Source organism: Amantichitinum ursilacus (genome assembly GCF_001294205.1).
In the GTDB taxonomy this organism is placed as follows: domain Bacteria; phylum Pseudomonadota; class Gammaproteobacteria; order Burkholderiales; family Chitinibacteraceae; genus Amantichitinum; species Amantichitinum ursilacus.
Window position 1 is genome coordinate 98426 of sequence record NZ_LAQT01000010.1, and the last position, 12274, is coordinate 110699.

Annotated in this window: 13 protein-coding genes; 8 read left to right on the forward strand and 5 right to left on the reverse strand. The window is 60.1% G+C overall.

Features of this window, described 5'->3' with window-relative positions; genetic code table 11:
* Positions 1-6: 6 nt before the first annotated feature.
* Entirely contained in the window at positions 7-1389 is a 1383-nt protein-coding gene (locus WG78_RS13450; protein ID WP_201782438.1) for an MATE family efflux transporter, read from the reverse strand.
* Between the two features lie 139 nt (positions 1390-1528).
* Between WG78_RS13450 and WG78_RS13455 the strand changes: the two genes are divergently transcribed.
* Positions 1529-1774 carry a GIY-YIG nuclease family protein gene (locus tag WG78_RS13455; RefSeq protein ID WP_053938353.1) on the forward strand — a complete coding sequence of 82 codons (246 nt, stop codon included), beginning with the start codon at positions 1529-1531 and terminating at the stop codon, positions 1772-1774.
* Between the two features lie 93 nt (positions 1775-1867).
* A complete protein-coding gene (locus tag WG78_RS13460) occupies positions 1868-2686 on the forward strand; it encodes a class I SAM-dependent methyltransferase (protein WP_053938354.1) in 819 nt (272 codons plus the stop codon).
* 247 nt (positions 2687-2933) lie between these two features.
* On the opposite strand, the gene WG78_RS13465 is transcribed toward WG78_RS13460, so the two are convergent.
* On the reverse strand, positions 2934-4190 hold the full coding sequence (locus tag WG78_RS13465) for a TIGR03862 family flavoprotein (RefSeq protein ID WP_083459083.1): 1257 nt from the start codon (positions 4188-4190) through the stop codon (positions 2934-2936).
* 104 nt (positions 4191-4294) lie between these two features.
* Here WG78_RS13465 and WG78_RS13470 point away from each other — a divergent pair, with 104 nt between their 5' ends.
* Positions 4295-4834 (forward strand): YaeQ family protein, encoded by a 540-nt coding sequence (locus tag WG78_RS13470; protein WP_053938356.1) that lies wholly within the window; start codon positions 4295-4297, stop codon positions 4832-4834.
* A gap of 126 nt (positions 4835-4960) precedes the next feature.
* Entirely contained in the window at positions 4961-6739 is a 1779-nt protein-coding gene (gene aceK / locus WG78_RS13475; protein ID WP_053938571.1) for a bifunctional isocitrate dehydrogenase kinase/phosphatase, read from the forward strand.
* On the opposite strand, the gene WG78_RS13480 is transcribed toward aceK, so the two are convergent.
* Complete coding sequence (locus tag WG78_RS13480; RefSeq protein ID WP_053938357.1) at positions 6740-6943, reverse strand: SlyX family protein; 204 nt, start codon at positions 6941-6943, stop codon at positions 6740-6742.
* A 106-nt stretch (positions 6944-7049) separates the two neighbouring features.
* On the opposite strand from WG78_RS13480, the gene WG78_RS13485 reads away from it, so the two are divergent.
* From WG78_RS13485 to ubiT, 4 genes are all read left to right on the forward strand, one after another.
* Positions 7050-7991 carry a carbohydrate kinase family protein gene (locus WG78_RS13485; RefSeq protein WP_053938358.1) on the forward strand — a complete coding sequence of 314 codons (942 nt, stop codon included), beginning with the start codon at positions 7050-7052 and terminating at the stop codon, positions 7989-7991.
* 152 nt (positions 7992-8143) lie between these two features.
* A complete protein-coding gene (ubiU, locus tag WG78_RS13490) occupies positions 8144-9142 on the forward strand; it encodes a ubiquinone anaerobic biosynthesis protein UbiU (RefSeq protein WP_053938359.1) in 999 nt (332 codons plus the stop codon).
* Positions 9143-9151: 9 nt separating this feature from the next.
* The gene (locus WG78_RS13495) at positions 9152-10048 is read left to right on the forward strand and encodes a U32 family peptidase (protein WP_236692040.1); all 897 of its coding nucleotides are present in this window, start codon (positions 9152-9154) and stop codon (positions 10046-10048) included.
* Positions 10045-10482 (forward strand): ubiquinone anaerobic biosynthesis accessory factor UbiT, encoded by a 438-nt coding sequence (ubiT, locus tag WG78_RS13500; protein WP_053938361.1) that lies wholly within the window; start codon positions 10045-10047, stop codon positions 10480-10482. Before WG78_RS13495 ends, ubiT begins: the two co-directional genes overlap by 4 nt.
* A 246-nt stretch (positions 10483-10728) precedes the next feature.
* Here the strand turns inward: ubiT and WG78_RS13505 are convergent, their stop codons facing one another.
* On the reverse strand, positions 10729-11364 hold the full coding sequence (locus tag WG78_RS13505) for a thiol:disulfide interchange protein DsbA/DsbL (RefSeq protein ID WP_053938362.1): 636 nt from the start codon (positions 11362-11364) through the stop codon (positions 10729-10731).
* An 83-nt stretch (positions 11365-11447) separates the two neighbouring features.
* Positions 11448-12155, reverse strand: coding sequence for an SPOR domain-containing protein (locus WG78_RS13510; protein ID WP_152969197.1), 708 nt, complete (start codon positions 12153-12155; stop codon positions 11448-11450).
* Positions 12156-12274 lie beyond the last annotated feature (119 nt).

The following is a 12274-nucleotide window of genomic DNA, read 5'->3' on the forward strand; positions in this document are numbered from 1 at the left end:
CGGCGCTTAAACCGCGCCGGGGCCGACTTCCATGCGCGCACTACGCCAGCGGCCGAAGCGGTAGTACAGCACCGCCATCACCAGCGACATCACCGAGGCGATCGGAAAGCTCCACCAGATCGCCTCGGCGCCGTAATCGCGGCCGAAGTACATCGCCACCGGAATGCGCACCAACCACATCGAAATAATCAACATCACCAGCGGCGCCATCACCGCGCCGGTGGCGCGCACCACCGAGAACAGCACAAACGTCACGCCAAACAGCACGAACGACCACGCCACCACCAGGTCGATATGGCGCGCAATCTGCAAGGCCTGCGCATCTTGCGGAAAGAACAGCCCCAGCACCGCGCGATCCAGCAACAGCAGCAGCGCCACAATCACGCCCGTCATCACAAAGTTGAACCCCACGCCCGCGCGCGTGACTTGCGCCACCCGATCCCAACGTTTGGCCCCGACGTTTTGCGCCACCATCGAGCTACACCCCGCGCCCAACGCCATGGCCGGCATCTGGATATAGGTCCACAACTGCGAGGCCACGCCAAACGCCGCCGTCACCACCGAGCCATGCCGGTTAACCAGCGTGATCATGACGATGGCCGACGAGGAGATGACCAGCATCTGCATGCCCATCGGCAGCCCCTTAAGCACCAGCGTGCGCAACACGGCCGGGTCTGGCTTCAGGTAATGCCATTCGCCTTTGCCCGGCAGCAGAAAGTAATGATGCCGTTTGAGATAAACCAGCATGGCAATCAGGCTGAGGCTTTGCGCCAGCAGCGTGGCGGTGGCCGAACCGGCGATGCCCATTTGCGGAAACGGGCCGACGCCAAAGATCAGCAAGGGATTCAGACCAATATCGAGAAACACCGACAACAGCATGAAATAAAACGGTGTGCGCGAATCGCCCGTGCCGCGCAGCGTCATCATCAGCACGTTGTACAAATACATGAAGGGCACGGCCACAAAGATGACGCGCAGATAGGCGATGGCCAGCGGCGCGGCGTCGGCGGGGGTATCCATGGCGCGCAGGATATGCGGGGTAAACACATAGCCGATCACCGCCATCAGCGTCGAGAGCAAGGCAAAGAAGCTGTAGCTGGTACCCGCCACGCGTTTGGCGCGCGCGGTGTCTTTGGCGCCCACCGCCTGGCCGACAAGAATGGTGTTGGCCATGCTGAGACCGAATACAATGCCGAGCAGAAAAAACAGGATCAGGTTGGCGTTGGATGCGGCGGTGAGTGCGGCCTCGCCCAGATAATGGCCGATCCACATCGCGTTGATCGACGCGTTGAGCGATTGCAGTACATTGCTGCCCAGCACCGGCAGTGAAAACAGAAACAGCGTGCGCGCCACCGGGCCGCTGGTTAAATCCATGCGCTTTTTGCTCATGACCATCCCATCAATCCAAACAGGTTTGTGCACTATGGCTGGCGTTGCCCGAAACGCAACCGACATTTGCGCGGCAACCGGTTCCGCCCTCGCATCGGACCGCCAGAGCGCGCCTGCCGCGGCCGCATGGTGCGTGTATATGTTGGCGTGTCGCAATGGCAGCCTTTATACCGGCATCAGCAATGATGTGCTGGCGCGTTATGCCGCGCATTGCAGTGGCAAGGGCGCGCGCTACACGCGGGCGCATCCGCCACAGCAATTGCTGGCGGTATTGCACTGCGCCAATCGCAGCGAAGCCAGCAAGCTGGAAGCGCAAATCAAGAAGCTGAAACGGCCAGCCAAACTGGCGTGGTGCGCGCAAAACGCGTGGACGCCGGTCGCCTGAAGCGCCGCCACTAAACCCACGCGGCAGGCCAGCCCGGCGCGTACGCGGTATCATGGCGGCCTTGTTTTAAAACGCCTTTGAGAACCGCCCGCCATGTCCGCCCCCGAAATCCGCCCCGGCCAGTCAGTCGAACTGCTGCAACAACTGCATATCCTGACGCGCGACGGCAAGCTTAACCAGGACAGCCGCCGCAAGCTGAAGCAGATCTACCATCTGTTCAACTTTATTGAGCCGCTGCTGAAAGACGTGTTGCAACAGCACGAGGCCGTGACGCTGGTGGACCACGGCGCGGGCAAAAACTACCTCGGTTTTATCCTGTATGACCTGTTCTTCAAGGCGCAAAGCGGCGGCCACATCTATGGCATCGAAACGCGCGAAGAACTGGTGCAAGGCTCGCGCGAACTGGCGCAGCGGCTGGGCTTTGAGCGCATGTCGTTTCTGCATGAGACGGTGGAGCAATCGATCAACTCGTCCGCCCTGCCCGCGCAGATTGACGTGGTAACCGCGCTGCATGCCTGCGACACCGCCACCGATGATGCGATCCGCTTTGCGCTGGAAAAAAACGCGCGCCATATCGTGCTGGTGCCGTGCTGCCAAGCCGAAGTGGCGACGTTTTTGCGCAAGCTGAAGAACCAATCGTTTGGCAAAACCGCGCTGTCAGAAATCTGGCGCCACCCGGTGCATACGCGCGAGTTTGGTAGCCAGATCACCAATGTGCTGCGCTGCTTGCTGCTGGAAGCGCATGGCTACCAGGTGACGGTGACCGAACTGGTGGGCTGGGAACATTCGATGAAAAACGAACTGATCATCGCCACCCAGTCCGGCCAACGCCCACGCAACGCACGCCAACGCGCCGAGGCGATTCTGGAAGAACTGAATCTGGATGAGATGCGGTACCGGTTTGTGTATTGATCCGCGATAGGTGCCCGGACGCTCTTATAGGGTGGGTCGTGACCCACCCATCAACGTGGTCTGCCAAGCTCAAAGCGCGTGGCATATGGCTTTGAGTGGTGGGTCTTGACCCACCCATGCGCCGCATTGATCCGCGCTGTCAGACTCGGGACACAGGCATAGGGTGGGTCGTGACCCACCAATCAAAGTGGTTTGCCAAGCTCAATGCGTGTTGCATATGGCTTTGATGGGTGGGTCTTGACCCACCCTATGCGCCGCGGCGCAGCCAGCTTAGTGCGCCATCGCCGGCGGCACGGCCGGTGGCGAAGCAGGCGGTCAGCAGATAGCCGCCGGTGGGGGCTTCCCAGTCCAGCATCTCGCCCGCGACAAAGATGCCCGGCGCGGCGTGCAGCATCAGGTGCTCATCCACAGCGTCCAGCGCCACGCCACCTGCGGTGCTGATCGCCTCGTCCAATGGTCGCGTGCCGGTCAGCGTCAGCGGCAGCGCCTTGATCGCCCGCGCCACCTGGTCCATATCGTGCATCTGCTCACGACTGAGCACTTCCCACAGCAGCGCGGTCTTCACGCCCGTCAGCCCGGTTTTGCTCTGCAAATGCGCCGCGACGCTTTTTGCTCCACGTGGAACAGCCAGCTCTTGTTGCACGCGTTCCAGATTACGGCCCGGCAGCAAATCGACCTCAATGTTGGCTTGGCCGGTGGCGTTAATCTGTTCCCGAATCGCGCGCGAAAACGCATAAATCAGGCTGCCTTCCACGCCATGTTCGGTGATCACAAACTCGCCTTGCTTGTAATGCCGCACGCCATCCAGCCCGGTATGCGCCAGCGCCACGGTTTTTAGCGGATGGCCGCCAAACTTGTCGCGCAGGATTTTGCTCCAGGCAACTTCAAAACCGCTGTTGGCGGGCTGCAGCGGTGTAATGGCCACGCCGCGTTGCTGCAGCAACGGCACCCATGCGCCATCCGAACCCAGCCGCGACCAGCTAGCGCCACCGAGAGCCAGCACCACAGCGTCGGCCTTCACATTCATCTCGCCGTCCGGGCTGGCGATGCGCAAGCTGCCGTCCTCAGCCCAGCCCAGCCAGCGATGCCGCGCGTGCAGATTAACGCCCGCCTGGCGCAAACGCTGCAACCATGCGCGCAGCAAGGGCGCGGCTTTCATCTCGCGCGGAAACACGCGGCCGGAGGTGCCGACAAAGGTATCGATGCCTAACTCATGGATCCAGGCGCGCAATGCGTCTGGCGGAAACGCCGCAATCAGCGGCTGCAGCCAGCTATGCTGCGCGCCATAACGCTGCAGAAACGGCTCGATCGGCTCCGAGTGGGTGATATTCATGCCGCCCACGCCCGCCAGCAGAAACTTGCGCCCCACCGACGGCATCGCGTCGTACACGTCCACCTGCACGCCGCCAGCGGCCAGGCGCTCGGCCGCCATCAAACCCGCCGGGCCACCCCCGATCACGGCAACGCGACGCGGGCTAACAACAGTGGGGGCGGATGGGGTCATGGTGAGGCCTGCGGCAAGTAAACCCGGCATTCTACCCGCTGCGCCCTCGCCAGACGCGGGCGCTGCCACTACACTGGCGACCTTTTGCGCCGCACGGACAGACCATGGCACTCAAAGCCACCATTTACAAAGCCGACCTCAATATCAGTGACATGGACCGTGGCTACTACGCCAGCCATAACCTGACCATCGCGCGCCATCCTTCCGAGACCGACGAGCGCATGATGCTGCGCGTGCTGGCCTTCGCCTGCCATGCCAGCGAAACCCTGGCCTTTGGCCGTGGCATCAGCGACGAAGACGACGCCGCGGTGTGGCAAAAATCGCTGATCGATGAAGTGGAGCTGTGGATTGATCTGGGTCTGCCCGACGACAAGCGCATCCGCAAGCTCAGCCAGCGCAGCCAGCAAGCGTGGATTTACGCCTATGGCAGCGGCAAGACCGCCGAGATGTGGTTTGAGGCCAACCGCGCCACCATTCAGCGTTTTGATAATCTGCATGTGGTGCACGTCTCGGGCGACACCATGGCGGGCCTGGCGGCGATGGCCGAGCGCACGATGCAACTGCAATGCACCATCCAGGATGCCGAAGTGTGGCTGTCGGACGACAAAACCAATCTGCAAATCAGCTGGAACGTCCTCAAATAAGCGTGTTGGCTGCAATACGCGGCCCGTAATGTGTTTGAATCGGCACATTGCGGGTAAAGCCTGATGCCGCGCGTGCTGGCGCGCGCTCAAGATCAAAAGCCCGCCCACTTCTGGACGCGCGCTACCATGTCGCAATCCGGTTCCGCCTGCATCAGCCCCGCCACCAGCCTGGCGCGCACCATCCTGGATGGCTTTGATTGCCATTACCGGCTGTTTCGCGATTGCAGCCGGCTGGCCCAGGCCAATTTTGAGGCGGGCAACGTGCACGCTCAGCGCGATGCGGTGCGCGACCGCATTACCTTTTACGACCGCCGCGTCACCGAAACCATTGCACGCATCCAGCAGGATTTTGCCATCGCCAGTTTGCCCGAAACGGTGTGGGCGCAAACCAAAGCGGCGTATGTCGGCTTATTGATTAATCATAAGCAGCCCGAACTGGCCGAGACGTTTTTTAATTCGGTGTGTTGCCATATCCTGCATCGCAATTATTTTCATAACGACTTTATTTTTTATCGGCCTGCGGTTTCGACCGAATATATTGAAGAAAGTGAACCGCCCGCCTATCGCACCTATTATCCAACGCGTAGCTGGCTGGAAGACGCCATCACGCAAATGCTGCTGGATTTTAAATTCAATCTGCCGTTTGAAGATTTAAAACGCGATGTGCGCTATATATTGCGCGCAGTGCATGCCCACCTGGGGCATTGGCCCAAGCTGGCGTTTAATGCGCAAATCCAGGTGGTGGCGTCGGCGTTTTATCGGGGCAAAGCGGCTTATCTGATTGGCCGTGCGATTAATGGCGATGTGGAAATTCCGTTTGCGCTACCGCTATATCGCAATGAAGCGGGCCAACTATATATTGATGCGGCGTTGTTTAATGCCGACCATATCCGCCATTTGTTTTCTTTATCGCGCGCGTATTTTCTGGTTGATATGGAAGTGCCGTCGGCCACGGTGCAGTTTTTGCATGAGCTGATCCCGGAAACCTCGCGCGCGGAGTTATATACGATATTGGGCTTGGGTAAACAGGGTAAAACCATGTTTTACCGCGAGCTGTTTCATCATCTGCGCCATTCCACCGATCGCTTTACCGCCGCGCCCGGTATTAAAGGCATGGTGATGATTGTATTTACGCTGCCGTCGTTCCCGTTTGTATTCAAGGTCATTAAAGATGTGATTGCGCCACCCAAAGAAGTGGATCGGACTTTGGTGCGCGCCAAATATCAGATGGTTAAACAACATGATCGGGTGGGCCGCATGGCCGATTCATGGGAATTCTCGGATGTGGCCTTGCCGCGCTCGCGTTGTGATGATGCCTTGATTGACGAATTGCGCCGCCTGGCGCCCTCGATGCTGGAAGAAGATGGCGATACCGTGGTCATCCGGCATTTATATATTGAACGGCGCATGGTGCCGCTGAATATGTTACTGGATTTGCATCGTGGCCCGATTGTAGAAGAAGCCATCCGTGACTATGGCAACGCATTGCGCGAATTGGCCATCGCCAATATCTTTCCGGGCGATATGTTGTTCAAAAACTTTGGCTCAACGCGGGCCGGGCGCATTGTGTTTTATGATTACGATGAAATCGAATATATGACGGATTGTGATTTCCGCAGAATTCCGCCCCCAATTGCGCCGGAATATGAACTGAGCGGCGAGGCCTGGTATATCGGGCATAAAAACGAAGTGTATCCGGAAGAATTCGGCACGTTTTTATTAACCCGGCCCGATATCCGCGCGGCGTTTTTGCGTTATCACGCTGATCTGCTCGACCCGGCGTTCTGGCGCAATACGCGCGAGCGCATCAAGGCCGGCATTGTGGAAGACTTTTTTCCGTATCCGCAGGCGTTGCGCTTTGGCCAGCGCTTTGCCAAGGCCCTGCCTGCCGATACTGCCGCCTGATTAATAATGCGGCGGCACTTCTTGCGCCGGGCTGCCGCGTTGCGTGTTTTCCATGGCGCGCAAATACACCGCCAGTTCGCGCACTTCCTGCTGCAGGCGGCTGATCTGCATGGCCTGCTCGGCCACGATGCCGTTGAGCGTTTCCAGCAAGTCTTCTTGCAGCGCGGTTTTGATTTCGAGCTCGGTAATGCGGCTGTCGTCCATAAAGGCTTGCTCCTGCGGCGTGGGGCGGGTTGGGGGCGCAGTGTACACGCGGTGCGTGCGCCGGCAAAAATGTCATAATGCGCGCATTCACCCTTTCGAGAACGCCATGGCCATCCTGATCAGCGGTTCGATCGCTTACGACACCATCATGGTGTTTGAAGATCGATTTAAAAACCATTTGTTGCCCGATCAACTGCACATCCTGTCGATCTCGTTTCTGGTGCCCGAAATGCGGCGCGAACTGGGTGGCTGCGCCGGCAATATCGGTTACACGCTCAAAGGCCTGGGCGGCGATCCGCTGGTGGTAGGCACGGTGGGCAGCGACTTTGGCCCCTACGCCAAACGCATGGATACGCTGGGCATTTCGCGCGCAGGCATCCGTGAACTGCCGGAGCAATTTACCGCGCAATGCTTTGTCACATGCGATCTGGACGATAACCAGATTGCCGCCTTCCACCCGGGCGCGATGAATCTGTCGCACTTTATCCGCACGCAGGATATCGGCGTGCCGGTGGAACTGGGCATCGTGGGCCCCGATGGCAAGCTGGGCATGCAGGCGCGCTGCCAGCAACTGCACGAAATGGGCGTGCCGTTTGTGTTTGATCCGGGCCAGGCGCTGCCTTTGTTTTCGGGCGATGAATTGCTGGAGATGATCGCTCAGGCCGATTATCTGACCGTGAACGATTACGAAGCCGAAGTGGTGGCGCGCAAGACGGGCGTGGCGCTGGACCAACTGGCGCAGCAAGTAAAAGCACTGGTGGTTACGTTGGGTGGCGAAGGCTCCGAAATCCACGCCGACGGCCAGATCTATCGCATCCCGGTGGTGCCGGCCGCAGCAGTGATCGACCCGACGGGTTGTGGCGATGCGTTTCGCGCCGGTTTGTTGTACGGCATCAGCAAGGGTTGGGGCTGGCAGAGCACGGGCCAGCTGGCGTCGCTGCTGGGCTCGCTGAAGATAGCCCGGCGTGGCGCGCAAAACCACGAAGTGGAGCTGGCCGACATCCAGCAACGCTACGAAGCGGCGTTTGGCGAGAAGTGGCCGGACTGATATTGCGCTAGCCGCCGGCCCGGGTTGCGAAGGCGCGCCCGGGGCGGCGGAAAATACGCTATGCCAGTTGCATCAAGCTTGATCCAGATTAAATTTGATGCGCGCAAAGCCGCTTAAGCTGCCAGCCGTCTGACTTACCCAGGGCGGCTCACGTGGCGCTTCCAGAACTGGTTTGTCCGGCGGGCAGTCTGGCCGCGCTGGAACAAGCAATCGAACACGGCGCCGACGCCGTCTATGTCGGCTTTAAAGATCCCACCAACGCCCGCAATTTTGCCGGGTTGAATTTTACCGACGCCCAACTGGCGCGCGGCATTGCGCTGGCCCACCGCATGGGCCGCAAGGTGCTGATTGCCATCAATACCTATATGCAGGCCGGCCGCGTACCGCAATGGTATGCCGCCGTCGACCGCGCGGCCGATGCTGGCGCCGATGCGGTCATCCTGGCCGATATGGGCTTGCTGGCGTATGCGCAGCGCCGGCATCCGCAGCTGCGTTTGCATTTGTCGGTGCAGGGTTCGGCCACCAATGCCGAGGCCATCAATCTGGCGCATCAGCATTTTGGTATCCAGCGCGTGGTATTGCCGCGCGTGCTGACGCTGGCGCAAGTGGCGCAGGTGGCGCAAAACACGCCGGTCGAAATCGAAGTATTTGGCTTTGGCAGCTTGTGCGTGATGGCCGAAGGCCGTTGCGCGTTGTCGTCGTATGCCACTGGCGAATCGCCCAATACCCATGGCGTGTGCTCGCCCGCCAGCCATGTGCAATGGCTGCAGCAACAGGACGTGCTGAGCGCGCGGCTGAACCAGATTCTGATCGACCGCTTTGCCCCCGGCGAAGCGGCCGGTTATCCCACCTTGTGCAAAGGCCGCTTTGAAGTCGGCGGCAGCATCTATTACGCGCTGGAAGAACCCACCAGCCTGAACACACTGTCGGTGCTGCCCGAACTGCTGCGCATTGGCGTTGCCGCCATCAAGGTGGAAGGCCGCCAACGCAGCCCGGTGTATACCGCGCAAGTAACGCGCGTGCTGCGCGCGGCGCTGGATGCCGCGGGCCGCGACGACTATGCGGTCGACCCGGCGTGGATGGCGCAATTGACGGCGGTGTCTGAGGGCAACCAGGAAACGCTGGGCGCTTATCACCGGCCGTGGCGCTAAGGACTACACATGCCAAATTCGATGAACCTGTCTTTGGGCCCGCTGCTGTACTACTGGCCGCAGGCCACCATCCAGCGGTTTTACGCCGCCGCATGTACGTGGCCAGTGGAGCGCGTTTATCTGGGCGAAGTGGTGTGCTCGCGTCGCCACGAAATGCGCCTGGGCGACTGGGTCGATATTGCGGGCACGCTGCAAGCTGCGGGCAAAACCGTGGTGCTGTCGTCACAAGCCTTGCTGGAATCGGGCGGCGATCTGATCGCGCTGCGCAAACTGGCCCAGGCTGGCTATCTGATTGAAGCCAATGATCCGGGCGCGGTGAAAGTGGCGGCCGATGCAGGCTTGCCGTTTGTGGCCGGGCCGCATCTGAATATCTATTCCGGCGCCACGCTGGATTGGTATGTGGGCCTGGGCGCGTGCCGCTGGGTGCCACCGGTGGAAATCAGCCGCGACACACTCAATGCCGTGCGCGCGGAAAGCCAGCACACCGTGCCGATCGAGATTTTTGCGCACGGCCACTTACCGTTGGCGTGGTCGGCGCGCTGCTTTACCGCCCGCCATTACGATCGCAACAAGGATCGCTGCGAATTTGTCTGCCTGGAACATCCGGACGGCATGGTGATGCGCACGCGCGAGCAGCAACCGTTTTTGCGGCTTAACGGCATCCAGACCCAATCCGCCGCCTGCCACAGCCTGTGGAATCTGCTGCCCCAGTTACGCGACGCCGGCGTATCAACCTTGCGCATCAGCCCACAAGCGCGCCATACCGGCGAGTGGGTTAACGCATGGCACGCCGCGCTGCAAGGCGAATCGGTGCAACCCGATGTGGCGCAATGGCAACCCGAAGGGCTGGTGAATGGCTACTGGTTTGGCCAGCCCGGCATTACTTGTCAGGAGGCAAAAACATGAACCCCGATTGGCTGCTCCCCTTACGCCGCATCGCGCCCCATCTGCCCGAAGCGCCTGCCGGTTTTGCGGTGTGCCAGACCCTGAACCTGGTGGCGCGCCGCTTGTGGCCGGACGAGGATTTTAGGTGGCTGCAAGGCAAGACTGCGCGGCTGGAGGTATCGGATATGGGCTGCGGCATTACGTTGGGTCACAACGGCGGTCGCTTTATCCACAGTGGCAAGGCCGCTGATGTGACCTTACGCGCCGAGGTGGCGGGCTTCACCGCGATGCTGCGCGGCCAGACTGACCCGGACACGCTGTTCTTTCAGCGCAAACTGCAGATCGAAGGCGAGACGGAACTCGGCCTGCATCTTAAAAACTGGCTGGACACCACCGACCGCAGCGCGTTGGCTGGCATGATGCCGGGGCCGCTTGCGCGCTGGCTGCAACCGTAATCACCGCTTGAATCCGGATCGGCTGTTGTAGGGTGGGTCTAGACCCGCCAAACAAAGTCATAAACGGACGGCGCAACGCTTTGCTATGCCACTGAGGTAAATGCTCACGGCCACTCAACGCAGCGGTGCGGCAACTTTCGCTGTCCCGGGTTATGGCTTTGCTGGGTGGGTCTAGACCCACCCTGTGAGGGCGGAAACAAATCAGGGCGCTTTGAGCGCCCTGATTTTTATTGAACTGCCGCGCGCTTACTTCTTGCGCTCTTTGGCAATCAGCTGATCCACCACGGTCAGCACCGTGCCGTCTTCCTTGCCCACCATCGACGGTGCGGTCACGTACTTGCCGTTAACGATAAACATCGGCACGCCGTCCACCTGATAGTCCTGCACCATCTTGTTGAGCTTGTTCATTTCCACGCTGCCGCTAAACGAGTTGTAGGCGGCTTTAAACTTGGCCACATCAATGCCTTGTTTCTTCACCCAGTCGTACAGCACGTCGTCTTTGCGCAGTTCCAGGCCGTCGCGCTGGATGGCGTTGAACACGGCTTGTTGATACTTGCCGGCAATGCCCATGGTGTTGAGCGCGATAAAGATCTTGGCGTGCGCAATGATGTCGTTACGACCTTGCCAGACCACGTGGGCGCGGCGGAAGTTGACGTCCTTGGGCAGTTTGGCGGCCCAGTCTTCCACGTACGGCTCGATATGGAAGCAATGCGGGCAGCCATACCAGAAGAATTCGATCACCTCGATCTTGCCCGGCACGGCCACCGGTTGTGCGGGCGTCAGCAGCTTGTACTCGGTCCCTTCTTTGATATCAGCGTGCGCGGCGACCGACGCCGTGAGCAAACCAACTGCCAGAAACATCGCCTTGAGCCAACGGGTCATGCTGGATAGTCCTTTTTTATCAATTAGTCGAATGGGTCGAAACCGGCACTATGACTGCGCCGTGCGAATTAAATTCCCGCCGCTTATTGCGCCTTGACTTTGTCGCTCTGCACGCCATTGGCCTGCAATTCGCTGCGTACCTTGTCCATATCGGCCACGCTGGTAAACGGCCCGACTCGCACGCGATGCCAGATGCCTTTGTCTTGCGTTTCGACGGTCTGAATGCGCGCTTCGATACCCAATAACGCCAGTTTGGCTTTCAGGTTGTCCGCATCTTGCTCGTTCTGGAATGCGCCAGCTTGCAGATACGCGCCTTTGGGGGCTTCCACTGTGGTGGGCGGGGTAGCGTCACCAGTGTCTTTGGCCTTGTTGGCCGCTGCGGCTTTGGCTTCGGCCTTGTCCGACATCGCAGGCAACATCTTGTAGAAATCAAAGCGCTCGCCTGCGCTGGCCGTGGCTTTGGGCGGCGTTTGCGCATCGCTGGCGCTGGTTGCGGGCTGCCCGGATTGCGGCAACGGCTGCGCCACATCCCGGCCCTGACCATCGGGGCGCAACACTTCGGGCTGGTTGGGTGCAACCACTGGCGCGTTGGTTACCGCATCAGGCGGCGGCGCCGAGGTTTTGTTCATGAACGGATTGGTGCCGCGGTTGATATAAAACGCCACACCCACTGCCACGGCAACGCCGACCAGTGCACCCAGCACCAGCCCGGTCAGCAAGGAACCACCACCGCCGCCGCCGCTACGCGCTGCCGGTCTGCTTGTGCCGGAGCGCTTCATATCTCTACTCATAGACCTTTTCTCCGGCGCGGCGACCACCGCGCCTGGTACGTTCTGTATATATGCCGCGCCCTGCTTTGGGGCTGTCCCGGCTAAATGTGGCGAATTCTAGCATCCGCGTCGCTTTGCTA